The sequence below is a fragment of the Calothrix sp. 336/3 genome, assembly GCF_000734895.2.
In the GTDB taxonomy this organism is placed as follows: domain Bacteria; phylum Cyanobacteriota; class Cyanobacteriia; order Cyanobacteriales; family Nostocaceae; genus 336-3.
This window is the reverse complement of the sequence record NZ_CP011382.1, coordinates 671,125-690,330: the sequence shown is the minus strand read 5'-3', so window position 1 is coordinate 690,330 and position 19,206 is coordinate 671,125. Positions and strand designations below refer to the sequence as shown.

Annotated in this window: 15 protein-coding genes; 9 read left to right on the top strand and 6 right to left on the bottom strand. The window is 39.5% G+C overall.

Features of this window, described 5'->3' with window-relative positions; all coding sequences use genetic code 11:
- Window positions 1-162 precede the first annotated feature (162 nt).
- The 3 genes from IJ00_RS02740 to IJ00_RS02730 all read right to left on the bottom strand — a co-directional run bounded on the left by IJ00_RS02740 (window position 163) and on the right by IJ00_RS02730 (window position 1,482).
- Complete coding sequence (locus IJ00_RS02740; RefSeq protein WP_035149841.1) at window positions 163-564, bottom strand: fasciclin domain-containing protein; 402 nt, start codon at window positions 562-564, stop codon at window positions 163-165.
- A 106-nt stretch (window positions 565-670) separates the two neighbouring features.
- The gene (locus IJ00_RS02735) at window positions 671-892 is read right to left on the bottom strand and encodes a hypothetical protein (RefSeq protein WP_035149839.1); all 222 of its coding nucleotides are present in this window, start codon (window positions 890-892) and stop codon (window positions 671-673) included.
- Window positions 844-1,482, bottom strand: coding sequence for a response regulator (locus IJ00_RS02730; protein WP_082127242.1), 639 nt, complete (start codon window positions 1,480-1,482; stop codon window positions 844-846). The genes IJ00_RS02735 and IJ00_RS02730 overlap by 49 nt, the downstream gene beginning before the upstream one ends.
- Window positions 1,483-2,246: 764 nt before the next feature.
- Here IJ00_RS02730 and IJ00_RS02725 point away from each other — a divergent pair.
- A complete protein-coding gene (locus tag IJ00_RS02725) occupies window positions 2,247-4,559 on the top strand; it encodes an NACHT domain-containing NTPase (RefSeq protein ID WP_035149836.1) in 2,313 nt (770 codons plus the stop codon).
- A 320-nt stretch (window positions 4,560-4,879) separates the two neighbouring features.
- On the opposite strand, the gene IJ00_RS02720 is transcribed toward IJ00_RS02725, so the two are convergent.
- Both IJ00_RS02720 and IJ00_RS28075 read right to left on the bottom strand, forming a co-directional pair.
- The gene (locus IJ00_RS02720) at window positions 4,880-5,167 is read right to left on the bottom strand and encodes a pentapeptide repeat-containing protein (protein ID WP_035149833.1); all 288 of its coding nucleotides are present in this window, start codon (window positions 5,165-5,167) and stop codon (window positions 4,880-4,882) included.
- Window positions 5,168-5,224: 57 nt separating this feature from the next.
- Window positions 5,225-5,404, bottom strand: coding sequence for a hypothetical protein (locus tag IJ00_RS28075; protein WP_144415969.1), 180 nt, complete (start codon window positions 5,402-5,404; stop codon window positions 5,225-5,227).
- A gap of 127 nt (window positions 5,405-5,531) precedes the next feature.
- On the opposite strand from IJ00_RS28075, the gene IJ00_RS02715 reads away from it, so the two are divergent.
- From IJ00_RS02715 to IJ00_RS02690, 6 genes are all read left to right on the top strand, one after another.
- Window positions 5,532-6,905: a hypothetical protein gene (locus IJ00_RS02715; RefSeq protein ID WP_238178418.1), complete on the top strand. Its 1,374-nt coding sequence runs from the start codon at window positions 5,532-5,534 to the stop codon at window positions 6,903-6,905.
- A 195-nt stretch (window positions 6,906-7,100) separates the two neighbouring features.
- Window positions 7,101-8,444, top strand: a complete 1,344-nt coding sequence (locus IJ00_RS02710) for a DUF1822 family protein (RefSeq protein ID WP_035149831.1) — start codon at window positions 7,101-7,103, stop codon at window positions 8,442-8,444.
- A gap of 148 nt (window positions 8,445-8,592) precedes the next feature.
- Window positions 8,593-11,094 carry a CHASE2 domain-containing protein gene (locus IJ00_RS27470; protein ID WP_035149828.1) on the top strand — a complete coding sequence of 834 codons (2,502 nt, stop codon included), beginning with the start codon at window positions 8,593-8,595 and terminating at the stop codon, window positions 11,092-11,094.
- 208 nt (window positions 11,095-11,302) lie between these two features.
- Window positions 11,303-12,034, top strand: coding sequence for a DUF928 domain-containing protein (locus IJ00_RS02700; RefSeq protein WP_035149826.1), 732 nt, complete (start codon window positions 11,303-11,305; stop codon window positions 12,032-12,034).
- A gap of 283 nt (window positions 12,035-12,317) precedes the next feature.
- A complete protein-coding gene (locus IJ00_RS02695; protein WP_035149823.1) occupies window positions 12,318-12,839 on the top strand; it encodes a tetratricopeptide repeat protein in 522 nt (173 codons plus the stop codon).
- Between the two features lie 108 nt (window positions 12,840-12,947).
- A complete protein-coding gene (locus IJ00_RS02690; protein WP_052754364.1) occupies window positions 12,948-14,537 on the top strand; it encodes a CHAT domain-containing protein in 1,590 nt (529 codons plus the stop codon).
- A 32-nt stretch (window positions 14,538-14,569) separates the two neighbouring features.
- Here IJ00_RS02690 and IJ00_RS02685 read toward each other — a convergent pair whose 3' ends face one another.
- Window positions 14,570-15,634: a WD40 repeat domain-containing protein gene (locus tag IJ00_RS02685; RefSeq protein WP_035149820.1), complete on the bottom strand. Its 1,065-nt coding sequence runs from the start codon at window positions 15,632-15,634 to the stop codon at window positions 14,570-14,572.
- 137 nt (window positions 15,635-15,771) lie between these two features.
- On the opposite strand from IJ00_RS02685, the gene IJ00_RS28680 reads away from it, so the two are divergent.
- Complete coding sequence (locus tag IJ00_RS28680) at window positions 15,772-15,924, top strand: hypothetical protein (RefSeq protein ID WP_168163405.1); 153 nt, start codon at window positions 15,772-15,774, stop codon at window positions 15,922-15,924.
- 107 nt (window positions 15,925-16,031) lie between these two features.
- Window positions 16,032-19,016 (top strand): valine--tRNA ligase, encoded by a 2,985-nt coding sequence (locus IJ00_RS02680; protein WP_035149818.1) that lies wholly within the window; start codon window positions 16,032-16,034, stop codon window positions 19,014-19,016.
- Window positions 19,017-19,206: the final 190 nt, after the last annotated feature.

Below are 19,206 nucleotides of genomic sequence, written 5' to 3'. Positions count from 1 at the left end.
TACTGACCCATGAAATAGCATTTGCGACATTGCCGATGGAATGCATGACCCAGGGCTTGATGGTTTCAAAACCCTTGTAGAGATATACTCAGCCTGTACATTTGGATCCATGGCAGAATTTAGCAATGGAGCAATGCCGCATTTGCTACCTGCGCGTCAAAGTTATGCAGGCATTAAAACTGTATCGATAATGTGAATAACACCGTTATCAGCAGCAACATCAGGTGTTGTGACTGTAGCGTTATTTACCTTTACGCCATGAGAAGTGTCGATTTTCACATCTTCACCCTCAACTGTTTTCGCTGACTTCAGTTTCATCACATCAGATGCCATCACTTTGCCGGAGACAACATGATATGTAAGAATTTTTTTCAGCTTAGGAAGGTCTTTAAGTAGTGCCTCAACTGTTCCTTGGGGAAGTTTAGCAAATGCCTCATCGTTAGGCGCGAAAAGAGTGAATGGTCCAGTTCCTTTAAGAGTATCGACTAAACCAGCAGCTTTCACAGCAGCAACTAGTGTACTGAAAGAACCAGCCTTAACGGCAGTATCAACAATATCAGCCATTTAATTTCACCTAGTTTTGTGTAATCTGCGAACAAGAGTCAGCGTGACAGCTTGCTGTTAGAAATGATGTTTGAGTCAGCGTATAATTTGTATAGATTCCACTAAATCATTCCAAAGGTATAGTAGGTGAAATCACATCTGGTTCTGGTAGAATAATCGTCGTCTCGTAACCGATTCTGCCAAAGTCTGGTTCTTGACCCATCGCCATCTCTACAAGATAAACCCAGCTATTGGATTCGGAGTAGTAATTTTTAATTTTTCCTATGCCACCAACAAATTCTACTGTTTGATTTTTTTCAAATCTTGGTGCTGGATAATATTTGTACATATTAAACTCTCCCATTTGCAATAATTTTGCTCGTGATTCTGGGCGTAGGCTGATACTGTTTCAAAAAAGTTATGCTGACTTGAAAACGTTAAATTAAACTGCTTTTCAAGGCTCAGTTCATTTTGTCTAGGCACATTACCCAAAATCCGTTGAGCGATCGCAGATGAAGACTTTTGGCAAATCACTAAACAGGCAAGCATGGTAAGGAACTCGTCAATATCCAAGGGTTTGGTTAACCATAGATCAAACCCCTCATTCAAAGCACGTTGAAGCATATTTTCATCGACATAGGCAGTCACAGCAATGGCTAGCACCGCTTCTCCTCGCTCTCCAGCTTTGGTTCTGACTTGTTGAATTAGTGTATAGCCATCTTCGCCAGGTAAAGCAATATCGCTTAGGAGGACATCGGGTTGCCATTGTCTAAATATTTTCAGAGCCGGCTGGGCTAAAAATGCCGTTTGCACCTCCACACCATATAGTTGCAGCAACAGCGTTATCATGTAGCAAAAATCGACGTTATCGTCTACAATCAGTACCCGCAGCCCTTGGAGGGATGAAAGATTAATCGGACATCTATTAAATTTATACATGGGAGTTCCTTGTGATTTCAGGTGCAAAAGTACTAAAAAATCTGGAAATCCTAAACAGAATTTAACCGAGGATAGGGTGGCTAATGTTTTACAGTCAATTGCATTCAAACATGCCACAGATAAAGAGATTAAAGTCTATTCTGGACTTGGTTTTACCACTTAATCTTTGTGGTGGGTTTGATTGAAAATTGCTGTAGAAGCCATCAAAAAATAACTTTTATCCGTTAGATACTTAGGAAGTTAACCGAGAAAACATTTCTAGCTCAATAAATGCCAAGGTTATTTTGTGACAAGCTCTTAACTGATTGATTTCCCTTATCATGAGGGAATGCTGTCTGATTTCTGGATTGATTTGGTTTATTTGCTTCAGTTACTACACAAAAAGTAAGAAAAGTCTCAAACCTGAATTGTTTTTTTAGATTTATCACTCGACAAAGGCGTTATTTTGATAATTAATTTCAGTGAGATGAGGCGATCGCGTAATGCCATCTCTAGAAGATCGTGATTTGGCTAATCTTCAATAGGAAGTAACATTATTGACTATTCATACCTAATAAATTTGACTATTACTTAGGGAAGTAAGTTACACCCCTAACAAGATTTTGAGACAACAGATAATTAAAATCAGTCGATTTTCCACCTATATCTCTGACTTTTGCATGATTTAAATTTAGCCAGTAATCATCTAAATTGGAGAAGCTATCACAATTTATAGTTTTAATAAAAATTAAATTTACAAATTTTCATTATGAGTTTTGTATTTTATGGTTAAGCGATCGCTCCAAGCATCACTTACCGGGATTCAAGAGGCGAAAAGAGCTTTTGTCCGCAAGGGGTGGACTCAGGAAAATTTAGCTTTTGAAGTCAACTTAAAGACTCGACAACCAATTTGGCGATTTTTCAGTGGTCGCCCGGTTGAACGTCATATATTTATGGAAATTTGTTCCATATTAGAAGTAAATTGGCGAGAAATAGCTGCTGACCCCCCGGCGGAATTTGTAGATCCGCTCGAAGTTGCCCAGGTTCCGGTTCGAGATATTGATGTCTTAGTTCAACAAGTGCGATCGCAATGCCAGGAAAAAATTCAAGACCAGTGCGGTATCTTGCAGTTATTAGATATTGGTCATCCCGTGGCGATCGATGACATATACATTGATGTCAATATTCTGGAAGAAATTCCCAGCCAACAGTGGCTAGATATCTCTAACCTACAAAACATTAATCCACAAGAATTTGACCGCTTTGGCTTAGGTGAGATTGAGCAAAAACAAATACCAGGTATGCAAGCAATTGAAACTTACTCCAAGCTCAGGGTGTTGGGTAAGCCAGGAGTAGGTAAAACCACTTTCTTGCAACATCTGGCTATTCAGTGTAACCGAGGCGTATTTGCAGCAAATCTGGTTCCTGTTTTCATCGTATTGAGGAATTTTGCGGAAGAGTCTAGGAATATTGGCGATTTTAGCCTATTAAACTACATTCGCTCCTGTTTTCTCACGTCTAGAATTTTAGACCCCTCAATCATTGAAACCTTGCTTGATGCAGGTAGAGTTTTACTGCTGCTTGATGGGATGGATGAAGTTCTTAACCAAGAGAGTAATGCTGTCTTAAGGGAAATTCGCAGATTTTCAGACAAGTATCACAAAAATCGGTATGTCGCAACCTGTAGAACTGCGGCTCAAAAGCTCACGCTCCGAGGCTTTACCGATGTTGAAATTGCCCCGTTTACCCAAGAGCAAATCATCACCTTCGCTCAAAAATGGTTTGCAGCATTCAGCAAAACAGGTCATAAAGCTGGGCAAGTGCAGTCTGTTCAGTTTATTCAAAAGCTGGACTTACCTGAAAACTGGCAATTTCGCCAACTCGTGATCACACCCCTATTTCTGCATCTTGCCTGCTGGGTGTTCCATGGTCAGGAAAAATTTCCCACTAAGCGGACTGAGTTTTATAAGCAAGGGTTAGATCTGCTTTTGGGTAAATGGGATGAAGCTAGAGGGGTTGAAAGGGATGATGTTTACCGAGGATTTTTATTACCACAAAAGCTGAAGTTGTTGAGCCAAATCGCGGCAGTGACGTTTGAAGAGGGTCAGTACTTCTTTGAGCAACGTGTCATTGAGCAATACATTGGTGACTATATTCGTAATTTACCTGAGTTCCCAATGGAGCCAGAGGAACTGCAACTAGAAAGTGAAGCGGTGCTGAAGGCAATAGAAGCCCAACATGGGTTATTGACAGAACGAGCGCGGGGAATTTTCTCTTTCTCCTATCTAGCATTTCAAGAATACTTCACAGCCAGAAAAATCGTTGCTAGTCATAACCTACAAGCATTGGAGCAAGCTTTGGGAGGGTTAGTCAGCCACATCACTGACCCTCACTGGCGCGAAATCTTTTTATTGACAGCCGCCATGCTTCGGAGTGCAGATGGGTTGATGCAGTTGATGAAGCAACATATTGATGCTCTGGTTGCCCAAGACCCTTACCTACAAGAGTTTTTGACGTGGGCAAGCCAAAAATCCCTTACTACTCCTAAGCAACCACAGGTTGCGAGTGCCCGTGCATTTTACCTTGCCCTTGCCCAGAATCCGCACACAGCTGCTCACTTTGCCTTAGCCTGTACCCTCGACCAGGGGATGTTTCTGGATGCGGCATTAGATGATCTACTACTAGAGTGCGCGATCGACCACAGTCAAGATTTTGCCTATGCTCATGCTTGTGGAGATGCTCTGGGCAATATTCTAGGCATTGTTCTGGATGCTGGACTGCATAAATCTCTGCAACAACTTAGGGAGCAATTGCCGAGTCCAAATCAAAACCAAGAAAAATTTCAGCTCTGGTGGCAGGCACATTCAGAAGCTTGGGTGGAACAGTTAAAAACGACAATCATTAAGTATCGTGATATTAACCATCACTGGCAGTTTAGCCAACAGCAACAACAAGCGCTGCAACGCTACTACGACGCTAATCAGCTACTACTCGATTGCCTGAATAGCAATTGTGAAGTGACTGCTGCTATTAGGGAGGAAATTGAAGCAACTTTACTATTGCCGACTAAGGAACTTGAAGATCGGGAATGGCAATAGATATGCTGGTATCTTGCACCTTGGGCAAGCTAAAAATAAATTTAACTCAGTATTTTTTAACTACTCAACCACTTTCCCGTCCGCCAGGGATTAAAAATCCCTGTCTAACAACTTAAGTCCATTGAAATGGACTAAAAATAAAATATCAATGAAGAGAGTAATTAATCACCATGTGTGCAAATTTTTACGTATTTACTAGTAAGGTGCAAGATTTAAGTATGCCTTTTCCTAAGAGCAGGTATTATTTTGTCGCCTCTAGCGATAAGCGATGCCGTTAGATTAAGGACATCGCTCACCAATGGCAGATTTATTGTCAGATATTAGCAGGAGAAGTAGTTGGCAGATTCTAAGTAATCATTGTGTGTTCTTCCATCGGGCATTTTTGTCCCCTTCAGATTCGCACCCTTAAAATTGGTTCCTCTAAGTTCAGCCCAGTTGAGATTAGCATTAGTTAAATATGAGCCACTTAAGTCTGCGTTGCTTAAATGTGCTCCAGTCAAATCAACACCGCTCAAATTGGCTTTAGCTAGGCTTATTCCTCTCCAGTCTGCCTGTCTAAAATTCCGTTCTCCGGCTGCATATCGTCTTAAAACTTCATTGGCATCCATATTGGTTGCCTCACAAGGTGTAGCGTTATCGCTGTTAATGAATCTATTATAACTCAATTAACGAGCGATCGCATTTTGGGTAATTGATGCCAACCCACCTCCAAATACAGACATTATAGTATAAAAAAATACTAAGCTAAGATATTGCAGGATTGGCGATCGCTCTGGGAGTAGCTTTTTGAGTAAACCAATGGACGTAGACAAAAATATCTGCAAAATAGTTTCAGAGGTACTCACAAAACTGCATATCCCCAAATTGCTGAGAATTAAGAACTAATGATGGCAATAGATGGGGAGACAAAGTCAAACCAACCATGAAGAACCAAGTAATCACATGATCGGGTTAAAATACTACACTCTAGTAATGCTCAACAGCACAGGAAAACGTCAAATTAGGGAAATAGAAGGAGCAAAAATATTTTTTACCGAGACTTTTGCCGATTGGATAAATACCAATAATTTCTCAGATGTGTTTATCCAAAAGCGCTTACTAGAGCTATGGCAAAATAATTCTAGCCCATCAAATCTATTGGCACAACGCTGTTTACTATGTTGGATTTCTTGGCAAATTGAGCAAGTATGTTTTTCCCTAGAACAACAATTTGGTCATTTTCACGGTTTTACTCACAGTGATTTATTACCCTATGTTCTTGATGATGATGGTAATTTACAAACATCAGCTAATTATCAGTGTTGGAGTCGAGAAATCCTAGCAACTTTTGAACCTGATAAAAGTAGTCTCACTACTTGGACAAGTCGAAAAGTTAGACAGCACCGAGAACTCAATAAATATTTATTAGAGTGTGGTTTATATTTGGTAAGTGATTGGGCAATACTTAATGATACGAAACCCCAACAATTAGCCAAAATATTAGGTGAATTCCATTCTTTAACTGATTTAGAAATCAGACAAGCCCAAAATTTATTGTCAGCGTATCACAAAATTTATCGTGCTGAACGATTCCGTCAACGAGCCAATTCTCAATCAAAAAGTAAATGTCAGTCACCGACAACCCAGCAATTACAAGAAATTGTGGAGATTTTACAAGCAGAATCAGTGTCTAAATTCTCGATAATATCTGTTTTGCAAAGTTTACAAACTATCGCTAATTATTTACGCGAATATCGAATTCATGTGAGAATCGCAGCATTGCCAACAGTGTCTTTAGATGCGGAATTACATGAAAACTCTACTTTCTTAGAGATGATTCCTGCTAGCAATTCTGAAAATTTACTTATCAGTACTGATGACGATAATGAGACAGAAGCTTTTTTAAAAATGTATCGAAATCAATTTTTAAATTGTCTAGATAATGCCTTAAATACTGTTGTGGACTTACGTATGAAAAAGCTGCAAAAAAAAGATATAAATAAGGCTAAGCAGTTCTTGATAGGATTACAATTGTTTCACTGTCAAAGATTATCGATGGGTAAAATTGCCCAGCAGTTGGGTTTACGCGCACAGGATGCTGTGGCTCGTTTATTAAAACTTAAGGAGTTTCGTGCTGATGTTCGTCAGGAAATTTTAGTAAAATTACAAGCACAGGTAATTGAACTAGCACAAAAATTTTCAACTCCCACCAAACTGAAAAAATTAGAATCACAAATTACAGAATTACTTGATGAACAAATTAACCGTATTATTTCTGAAGCAGAAGTAGAAGCTGCCAGCATCCAAAATAATGCTGATATGAGTTATTTTTCTCAAAGACTTTGCCAGAAATTAGGCAATAGGTAAGAGTTAGATATTTGTTTTAGAATAATATTGATGATTATGACTTAAACCTTGTCCATCATGAAAAGTTTTTGTCATTGCCACTTACGAAAGCAATATCTGAAGGTACAATTTTTTCAAAATAGACGAGATTTAATTAGTGATTGGTTTTATTCTCTAGCTCAAAATAATTATCCATAATGATGGAATCAAATAATCATGACAAATGTAGCAATGTCCATGGAATTTGAACGTTTATCCACTACATCTTTGAATATTGAATCGGAAGCAATTCTTCAAGCGGTAGAATTAAGTCGTCAAATTCCCGATGAATCTCGTCAATGGCAAACTTATTTGAATGGATTGGCGTTATTTACTTTAAAAACTTGGCTAGAAGAACGAGACGCTCATCTCACAGTCAGTTGGCAAGAATCAACAATTGCTAAACCTGAATTGGCAAATATCTTACCAGTAGTAGCTAATTTAAAAGTCGGTGAATTTAACATTTGTTTAATTACCCTTGATAGTATATTTGATGAGCAAGTTCCTCTCTCTAGAATAGTCGTTGATTTGCCGGAATTTGTTCCCCACTTTTATGTCTTAGTAGAAGTTTTGGAAGAAGAAGAATGTGGAATTGTGCGAGGAGTTATCAGTTATCAACAATTCAGGGAGAATTTGACATCATCACAGATAAAGATTCAAGCAGATTGGACATATCTCATACCTTTAGATTGGTTTGAAAAAGACCCTAATAATTTATTACTATATTTACGAGTGCTAGAACCAGAAGCAATTCCCTTACCGATAGCATCAGCAAATCGTCAGCAACAATTAGCCGCCATTGAAAATGAATTAGGGAGATTATTACCTCAATTACAATCACCAGAAACAGAACTATGGCAAGTTTTAAGTTGGGAGCAAGGAATTGCGGTTGTCACTTCCCCTGATTTACTTGACTGGATATATAAATTACAGACAAATAATTTACAAACAACAAATTTAGCATCGTTGCAAACCTATCTCCTTGATTGCATAAGATTAATTACCCAACCTGCAATCAATTTAGGAAGGTGGTTATGGAATGAATTAGATGAGATTGGAGAAGCTTTATCTTGGGAGTTACTGAGTTTAACACCTGCCAGGGAATTCCGAAGTCCAGCAGCAGAATTCGCTGTAATTAAATCCCAATTACAAAACCAAGGTATAGAAATTCCTCTCATTGGTAGATGCGGATATCATAATTTTAATTTAGCAGGAAATCAATTAAGAATATATGCTGTCGCGTGGAATTCATCAACAGAAAATGACCCAAATTTGTGGAGCTTATTATTAATTTTGGGCGCTCCTGCACCTAATACTTTGCCACATAATTTACAGTTCCGTGTGAGTGATAAAACAGGAATCTTGACAGAACAGCGAGTAAATCCCCAACAGGTTAATTCTTACTTGTTTGCTGCTGTCGCTGGGAATTGGGATGAGAAATTTATTGCTACTGTTAGTGTAGCTGATGGGGTTGAGGTAACTTTGCCACCCTTTGCATTTGATATGAGACAAGGGAGTTGAAGTCATGCTTCCTGCTCCCTACTCCCTGCTCCCTTCGGGAGAGCTTTGCTAACGGGAGAGCTTTGCTAACGGGAGAGTGATGTTAAAAAGGAGGGAACTAAATCCCCTTTCCAAAGATTTTCTAAAATAATCATAAAATAGTTTAATTATGGTTAAATTTTATCTGCAAGTACAAAAGGTTGAAAGCAAATGTTTATTTCAACTTTCATGGAATCAGAATCAACAAATTACTGCGGAACTTCCCTATCCGGAAAATATTATTGCTGACTATGAAACATGGCAGCGTATTTACCATAATTTCTACAGTCAAGAATTGCGGGGAAAGGTAATTAATATTGGTGTGATTGCACCTCCCCCTGTTGATTGGCAAGGGGAATTGGTTCAAGGAGAGGCAAAACTTTTATATGAGTTTCATCAATGGTTACGTAGCAAGGAATTATATGATATCCGTTCAATCTTAACTGCAAATAACAACAAAGATACATATATAGATATATTTATTAGTTGTAATACTCTCGAATTAACACGTTTACCCTGGGAAGCTTGGGAGATTAGTACGCAATTTTTGCAAACAAAGCTGCGTATTGTTCGTCAACCATTGAATATCCAGCAAACTATTCAACAAGTTAAGCGAAAATTTGAAAAAATCAGAGTTTTAGCTATTTTTGGTGATGACAGTGGCTTGAATTTTGCGAAAGAGAAACAAGCAATTTCGTCATTGCAAAAAAAAATTAAGTTAGATTTAATTTCTTGGCAAGAAGGTAAAGATATTCAAGATTTTAAATATGAAATTGTTGAGAAGTTAAAAAGTCAGCAGGGATGGGATATTTTATATTTTGCTGGTCATAGTCGAGAAACAGATTTAACTGGGGGGCAAATATCAATTGCACCGAATGCCAATATTAATTTGAGTGAAATTGAACAGCCATTAATCAAGGCAATTCAGCAGGGATTACAATTTGCTCTCTTTAATTCCTGTGATGGCTTGAGTATTGCCAATAAATTAATTGAACTGGGTTTAAATCAAGTCGCAATTATGCGTGAACCAATACATAATCGTGTGGCTGAGGAAATTTTTATCCAATTTTTAAATAATATAGCTAAATATCAGGATGTTCATCAAGCATTATTGACAGCTTGCGATTATCTGAAACTTGAAAAAAATCTTACTTATCCCAGTGCTTATTTAATTCCTTCCCTATTTCGCCATCCTTCAGCACCTTTATTTTGCCTGCAACCCTTTGGATTTAGACAATATATTAAACGACTGAAACCTACACCTTTAGAAGCAGGGATTATTTCTATTTTAGCATTTATTAGTGTGCAAATTCCTGTTCAAACTTGGTTGCTAGAAAAGCGGGTTTTACTACAGGCAATGTATAGAAATATCACAAATCAAGTTACAGAATCAGTAAATATAAACCCTCCTGTACTTTTGGTGCAAATTGATAACGAATCTATTCAGAAAGCAAATATTTTAAATCCGCGACCAATAAATCGAGAATACATGGCGCAAATTATTGATAAACTGGTGGAATTAAAAGCGCCTGTTATTGGCATTGATTACTTATTAGATAGACCAGATATAGAAGGTGATACTCAGAAAGATTCCCCTAACGACGATAGAGCTACACTCCGTCCACAAGGCGATCGCGCTACACTCCGCCCACGGGGCGATAGAGCTATGCTCCGCCTAAAAGGCGATCGCGCACTTTCCCAATCACTGCAAACTGGTATCCGCTCTACACCACAACCGACACGCTTTGTATTTGCGACAACCCGCGATTCTCAAGGGAAATGGTTAAAAACACATCCCCGCATCGCTAACCATAACTGGAGTTTGGGGGGAGAAATCGAAGTTTTACCTGGGTGGTATATGCAACTATTACCTAGTAATAAATTGAACCCTAAGCCTAGAGCTTTTGCTTATCTATTAGCTGTTTCTGAACGCTTGCAACATCTTGCAGATTCGCCGAAACCACAGTTAACTAGCAAACAAGATTTATGGGAGCAAGTTAATACTTATACTAGTAATAAAGGCGAAGTTTTAACATCAGCACGCACACAACTACAACCCTTAACAGCTTTCAGCTACAACTTTCGGCAAACCTGGTTACATCCGATTATAGACTTTTCTATACCTCCGCGTCAGGTGTATGAAACTATCCCTGCGTGGAAATTACTCGATTCTTCCCAGAAATTACAGCAGCAAATCGTCATAGTTGCACCGGGAGGTTACGAAGAAGCAGGAACCGGACAAAATAACGAAGATAATTTTGATTTACCTGCTGGGATGGCTTATTGGCGAAATCAAGAGAACCCGGATAATACTCGTGGGGTACTTACGGGTGGGGAAGTTCACGCTTATATGACCCATCACTACCTCCATAATCGCATGGTTTTACCGATTCCCGATATCTGGGCGATCGCTCTCGCTATATTACTGGGTAAATTTATATCCGATTATCTCAGTAATCATCCGGAACAAAAGTTAAAACAAGTGATTCTATTAAGTGTGGGTTCGACAGCTTATACAATTATTAGCTTACAACTTTACATCTCATCCATCGCAATTCTTTTGCCTTGGTTGTTGCCAACAGCAACTTTTTGGTTTTACATTTTACCTGTTATTTGGAAAGATAAATTCTAACGTTTACAAGTCTGCTGAGTAAGTAAGTCGATGAAAATAAACCCAACTATGTAACAGAATGTAAAATTGACAAAACCGTTGCGGTTGCTTCATTTCACTGAGTCGCAAAGCGACACGCTACGCGAACGTTTCATTCGCAATGACATACATTGAAATTTTCACACCGACCTACTTAAACGCAACATAACTGATAAAAGAGGCTGAATTTATGCACAAGAATAATATTATTTTAAAGTTAGGTAGCTCAACATTATCAGTTACAGCTTTCGTTAGTTTATTTGCATTCATTCCTCAACCTGTTTATTCACAAAAAATTTCTCCCCAGGTTGATTTTTGGCATAAAATTTTTAAACCTGCACGTGACCCAGAACCCCCGATAAAACCTCGTAAAGGTGGTTCCCGTCCTGGACAATCAGTTTGTCTAATTTCCCCTGATGTCCCAACTCAAACACGAATTATTTGGCATAATCAACCCTTATTTATCTGGCAAAATAGCAAAGCTTCTCAATTGGGGAGAACAGAAATCAAAAAAATAGCTGTAGAACTAATAGATGGTCAAAAAAGTAATAATAGGTTGCTCAAAACGCAAATTGTCGCCGGAAAACAACATATCAAATATCAAGGGGAACCATTAAAACCTGGTCAAACTTACAGATGGTTAATCTTTTTCAATCAAGAAAGTAATTCCCCAGCAATGTTTGTACCTTTTAAAGTTATGGAAGCATCCCAACGCAATCAAATTACCACTGAATTGAAATTGTTGGAAAAATTACATAAAAATCGAGGCGCAAATACGGAGGCGATCGCCCAAGCAAAAGCTAAATATTTCGCTGATAAAGGATTATGGTCTGATGCATTACAGCAAGCATATTCCGTTCCTCAACCATCATCACAATTGTCCCAGATAATCAAAGATTTACCAAATCAGTTATGTAAATAGAAGGGAATAGAGAATAGGAAATAGGAAATAAATACCAGAGACGTAGCACTGCTACGTTTTTTTATTTGTGTTTTTGCTTGAGACAGCAAAATTTTTGCATACCCCCTACAGCACCCAGAGATATGAAATTCTAGCAAGGGGAAACAAAATTAAATGATTTGCAAAACTGCATACCCCTCTGTGACTGAGAAATATAGATAAATAGCGATAACTTGCTGAGTGAGGAGCTTATCTTTTACTCTCAAATTCGTCAAATTACCATCATTATATTGGAGAAAGTATCATGAAATCTTTACAAGGTTTAGCGTCCGTAATTATTTTATTTGGCTTCACAGTATGCATACCTCATGCACAAGCAGAAATGCGACTAGCACAAAATCAAACTCCCTCAAAATCTCAAGTAATTCCCCAGGAATCAATCAATAATAATCAAGATGCCAAAGCTAAATTAAAGCAAGCCTATGATTTATTTTTTGAATCTAAAAACTATCGTGGTGCGATTGCGATTTTTAATGAAGTTATTCAGCTAGAACCAAATAATGCATATGCTTATATGGGGAGAGGTGCAAGTTACTATGAGTTAAGAAACTATCAAGCAGCGAAAACAGATTTAGATAAAACTATTCAACTTGACACTAATATTTCCTTTGCTTATTTCTTTAGAGGATTAACTAACCATGCTTTGGGAGGTAAAAATGCCGCGATCGCGGACTTACAAATAGCCGCAAATATGTTTGAAAAAGAAGGCAGTGCAAAAATGGCTCAAAGAACATTGGAGATAATTAGCCAGATACGTAATGCCTAAAAAATAGATTCTGAGATAGTAATCTGCGGTGAAATATGATTTTTCTCAGTTGCTATCTCTGGATAATATTTGTCGCTATCTTCATCCTCAAGAGAATCTTTCATAAATATGTATAAACCAAGCAAGAAAATACGAAATCATTTATCCAAATATAATACATTTTTTCTATTTCTGCTCACATGCAGCTTTTTAATCCCTGGTATTGCCATTGCCCTAGATATACAGACAATAAATAATATAAATACTTCTAGTAATAGTCTTGCCTATTCTGGGAATATAGAAAATGATTCCTCCTCAAATCAGTGCGCGATCGCCCTTTGGGCGGAGCGTAGCTCTATCACTCCTGTTGATTGTCCGGAATCTCCTTGGAAAACCCAACATCAACAGCTTATCAAAAATCTAATCGAGCAAAATCAGATAGAAACAGCTTTAGAAGTTTCTCAAATTGGTCAAAATGTTGATTTGAGAGATTTTTCTACACAGTTAGAAATACAATCTCCTGCTCATTATTCTAGCAATTCTTCTCCCAATGTTGAGAGAATTAAGCACATTGCTAAATTACATAATGCCACGATTGTTCAATATACAATTATCTATAATAAGGTGATAATCAATGGTAAAAAGCGCAATCAAGAATCAGAATTAATCACCTGGGTAATTAAACCGAATGGTGATATAGCTATGCGGCAAATAAATTTACAGTCAAGAAGATGCAAAGAACGGTTTTCCTTTGCTAATTTAATTAATCAACATATAAATTGTTTATATAAACAAGATTCAGGATTAAAGTCGGCAAAAACCAAAGGAATATCTGTAGAAACACCAAAATCAGACAATACATTACAAGAATTACACCAAATTTTAATTGAACCCATTGCCAAGCTCTTACCAAAAAATCCAGAAGAACGAGTTATTTTTATTCCTCAAGGTGATTTATTTCTGGTTGCCTTTGCCGGATTGCGAGATAATCAGGGAAAATATTTAATCGAGAAGCACACAATTTCCACTGCTCCATCAATTCAGATATTAGATTTACTCTATCAACGCCAAATTAAACGTAAATTATCAACATCTTTGCTCAAACAAAATATTAAAGGTGATGAATTATTAATCGTGGGAAATCCCGCTACAGCTGCATTATCTCCCAAACCAGGAGAAAAACCTGCGGAATTATCACCACTACCGGGTACAGAGGAGGAAGCCAAAAATATTGCCAAAATATTTAAAACTCAAGCAATTTTGGGCAAAGCAGCAACCGAAACTGTGATTGTGCAGAAAATGCCTCAAGCTAAAATTATACATTTAGCTACCCATGTTGTGCAGCTGAATAACGCCGATGTTATTGCCCTTGCTGCATCAAATCAAGATGATGGTTGGCTATCTGCCGAAGAAATCCAAAAATTGCATCTCCAAGCCGATTTAGTGGTTTTAAGCTCTGGAAAAACAGCCTTGGGAACAATCACCAGTGATGGGGTAATTGGACTTTCCCGTGCTTTTTTTGTGGCTGGAGCATATAGTTTTATCGGTTCTGTTTGGGAAGCAAATGATAGAGGAACGGCATTTTTAATGACTAAATTTTACGAGAATTTAAGTAAAAAACCGGATAAATCAAAGGCATTACGCCAAGCAATGTTAGAAACCATGAAAAAGTACCCAAATCCTCAAGATTGGGCAGGTTTTGTATCGATTGGTTTGTAATCATGCTAGGTAATAATCAGAAAATTTATCTCCTAGGGTTGTATCTGCCAAACTTTCACCGATTTATCACCGCTTCCACTATATAAAGTCTTCCCATCACGACTTAACGCGAGTCCATAAATTCCACCTCCATGTCCTATCAGTTCGCTGGTTATTTTTAGCTTCTTCATATCCCGCAAAAGAATATTTCTATTTAAACCACCAGTGATAAATGTCTTGTTATCAGGAGTAATAACTAAAGTATCAATACTTGTACCCAGGGAAAGATTGTGAACTAGTTTACCTGTTTTTAAATCCCAAGCTTTAAAACTTTTACCATCCGTGCTTCTAACTCCAGCAGATTGAAAACTGTCATCATATCCGCCACTGAGGAGCATTTTACCATCGTTACTCACAGCAATAGTTATAGGTGGTGATGCTTGCTCAGAACCGCTAAATCTCTCTTCTTTTTTTGGTAGTGGTGGGGTAAAACTTCGTACTTGTTTACCCGTTACCAGATTCCAGATGCGAATTTTTCCACCATTATCACCCCCACTAAATAGAGTTTTACCATCGCTACTGATGGAAAGTGCAGTAGTTTCTGCTTTGAGTATGCGGTCAATTTTGCGAGTTTTGAGGTTGCGAAACTTGATACTTTTATCACTACTACCACTAATTAAGGTTTTTCCATCCGGGGTTAATAACATGGCTCTTACCCCAGTTTTTTCGGTAATTGTGCGAGTTTCCTTACCTGTTTGCGTATTCCAAAATTTGATAGTGTTATCAAAGCTACTGCTAATTACTGTCTGACCATCGGGAGTTATAACTATTGATTTAATGCGATCGCCATGTCCTGTTAAGGTACGAAGTAATACACCCGTAGTCGGATTCCAGAGCTTGATGGTTTTATCATCACTACCACTCGCCAGCATTTGACCATCTGGAGACAGAGTTAATACACGTACAGGCTCAGTGTGTCCGGATAAAGTTAATTTCAGTTGCTTGGGTTTTGGTGTATTTCCTGGGGCGCTAGGGGTGACTGCAACTATAGGAATAATCGAGGTACATAGGGTAAAACCGAAGGTGATGAGGCTTTTCCAGGAAATCGGTGACATCATACTGATACTTGTTTCTCTGAGTTTTTAAGTATTTTAACTGATGGGAAAAAGTAGCTCTGTGTCTTCAATATCCCAGTAATTGATGATGAGTCTGTAGAGTCATGAGTAAGATATGACTGTGGAAGGGAAACTGTAAAGTGGCGATAGAGCTACGCTCCGCCGAAGCGACGATAGAGCTACGCTCCGCCCAAAGGGCGATAGAGCTACGCTCCGCCGAAGCGGCGATCGCTATCCTGAATATTCTGATAAATGTTTGTCATCCACCCAAGAAACTTTCACCTCTAAGTTAATCTCCCCCCTCATTACTCCTTACTCCCCACTCATTACTCCTTACTCATTCCAACCTTCCCACCCTGTGGCAAAATTTATAGAGTCTTTCCATACCGATACTTCCCAGATGACGGCAACAATTACCAATCTCCCCAGTCTTTACGATCCATTTACCACTGAAGCTAAGTGGCAACAGTTTTGGGAATCTCACCAAACCTACAAAGCCGACCCCAAAAAAGGCGGAAAGCCTTACTGCATAGTCATCCCACCCCCAAACGTCACCGGGACTCTGCACATGGGACACGCTTTCGACAACTCCCTGATCGATACCATGGTGCGCTACCACCGGATGAAAGGGGAAAATACCCTATACCTCCCAGGAACTGATCACGCGAGTATTGCAGTTCAAACAATTCTGGAAAAGCAACTCAAAGCTGAAGGTAAAACTCGTTATGATGTGGGACGAGAACAATTCTTAGAACGCGCTTGGCAATGGAAAGCAGAATCTAAGGGCACAATTGTCAATCAACTGCGACGCTTAGGGGTATCAGTCGATTGGTCGCGGGAAAGATTTACCATGGACGAAGGTCTTTCCCAAGCTGTAATCGAAGCTTTTTTCCGCCTCTACGAGGAAGGATTAATTTATCGTGGTAATTATTTAGTCAACTGGTGTCCAGAATCACAATCAGCCGTCTCTGACTTGGAAGTAGACCAACAGGAAGTCAACGGTAATCTCTGGCATTTCCGTTACCCCCTCACCGATGGTTCTGGCTATGTAGAAGTTGCCACCACACGACCAGAAACCATGCTAGGTGACACAGGAGTGGCAGTTAATCCCAGTGATGAGAGATACCAACATTTAATTGGCAAAACCCTCACCCTGCCCATCATGGGACGGGAAATTCCCATTATTGGTGATGAGTTGGTTGACCCCACCTTCGGTACTGGATGTGTAAAAGTTACTCCAGCCCACGACCCCAATGATTTTGAAATGGGTAAACGCCACAACCTACCCTTTATCAACATTATGAATAAGGATGGCAGTCTCAACGAAAACGCCGGAGAGTTTCAGGGACAAGATAGGTTTGTTGCACGGAAAAATGTGGTTGCACGTTTAGAAGCGGATGGTGTTCTCGTCAAGGTAGAAGACTATAAACATACGGTTCCCTACAGTGAACGGGGTAAAGTTCCCGTAGAACCCCTACTTTCCACCCAGTGGTTTGTGAAAATTCGCCCCATGGCTGATCGCGCTCTGGGATTTTTAGACGGGCAAAATTCACCGGAATTCATTCCCCAGCGTTGGACAAAGGTATACCGGGACTGGTTGGTAAAATTAAAGGATTGGTGTATTTCCCGGCAGCTGTGGTGGGGACACCAAATTCCTGCATGGTATGCCATTAGTCAGACAAATGGGGAAATCACAGATAATACACCCTTTGTTGTGGCTCACAATGAGACGGAAGCACGGGAAAAATTAGTTGCCCAATTTGGGGAAAATGTTCAGATTCAGCAGGATGCTGATGTCTTGGATACCTGGTTTTCTTCCGGGTTGTGGCCCTTTTCTACCCTGGGATGGCCCGCACAAACCGATGATTTAGCAACCTATTACCCAACCAGCACCCTAGTGACGGGCTTTGATATCATCTTTTTCTGGGTAGCAAGAATGACGATGATGGCTGGTCACTTCACGGAGAAGATGCCCTTTGAAAAGGTTTATATCCACGGCTTGGTGTTGGATGAAAAGGGACAAAAACAATCTAAATCTAAGGGTAATGGAATTGACCCCCTATTGTTGATTGATAAGTATGGTACGGATGCTTTGCGTTATACCCTAATTAAGGAAGTTGCGGGAGCAGGGCAAGATATTCGTATGGATTACGATCGCCAGAAAAATCAGTCCTCTTCTGTGGAAGCATCGCGCAATTTCGCTAACAAGTTGTGGAATGCAGCCCGGTTTGTGATGATGAATCTGGATGGACAAACCCCGCAGCAATTGGGTACACCAGTCCCCACGGAACTTTGTGATCAATGGATTCTCTCCCGTTACCACCAGGTGATTCAACAAAGTACCAATTACATGGATAACTATGCGTTGGGGGAAACTGCCAAGGGTTTATATGAGTTTATTTGGGGTGATTTCTGTGATTGGTATATTGAACTGGTGAAATCTCGCTTACAACCGACTGCGGATGCTGCATCTCGTCGTGTTGCCCAGCAAATTCTAGCTCATATATTGGAAGGGATTTTAAAGTTACTTCACCCCTTCATGCCCCATATTACCGAAGAAATTTGGCATACCCTGACCCAACAGGGGGAAGATTCTCAGCAAAGTTTGGCGCTGCAACTTTATCCCCAGGTGGATAGTAGTTTGATTAATTCTGCGGTGGAATCGCAGTTTGAGTTACTGTTTGCGACGATTCGCACAATTCGCAATTTACGGGCGGAGGCAGATGTCAAACCTGGTGCGAAAATTACGATTAAGCTGCAAAGTGAAAATGCCCAAGAACGGGAAATTATTGCCCAGGGAGCCAGCTATCTCCAGGATTTGGCAAAGGTAGAAACTTTAACTATTGCTGCCCCAGAAACACCAAAAGTAGCAACTGTCAAGGATAAAGCTAAGGTTAACTGGAAAAAAATCGGTTTAATTATCCTGGGGATTTATGCTCTGCGTTTAGGGTGGGCGATCGCCAACACAATTAACGATATTCCCCTGTTGGGAGCATTTTTTGAGACAGTCGGTTTAGGTTACAGTGGTTGGTTTGTTTGGCGAAGTATCAAATATGGGAAGAAAACTCCCGTTCCTGCCCCAGAAACAACTACACCAACTGTCACAACCCAGGAAAAAGTCATTGCCAGCGTGGTAGGTACGATTCAAGTGATTCTACCCTTAACTGGGGTAGTGGATATTGAAGCATTCACAGGGAAATTGCAGAAACGTCTCAGCAAAATTGAAGGTGAAATCCAATCCCTCAATGGTCGTCTGGCAAATGCTAAATTTGTTGAGCAAGCTCCACCGGAAGTTGTTCAAGGTGTGAGAGATAATTTAGCCGAAGCCGAAAAACAGGCAGAAATTTTGCGCGATCGCGTTGCTTCCCTTTCCCTATCATCCTAGTAGTCAGTCAGAGATAACACCTGGTTGGTAATTTGGTACATCAGATAACAGCTATCTATCCTGTGATTCAAACCCAGAACTGAATAACTGAATAACTGAACCACCAATACCAACCCCTTTCCCCCAACTTCTACCAAAAGTCTAGTGACTACCCTGGGGGGTAGAGTCAAAAAAAAATTTGGCTCAGTCA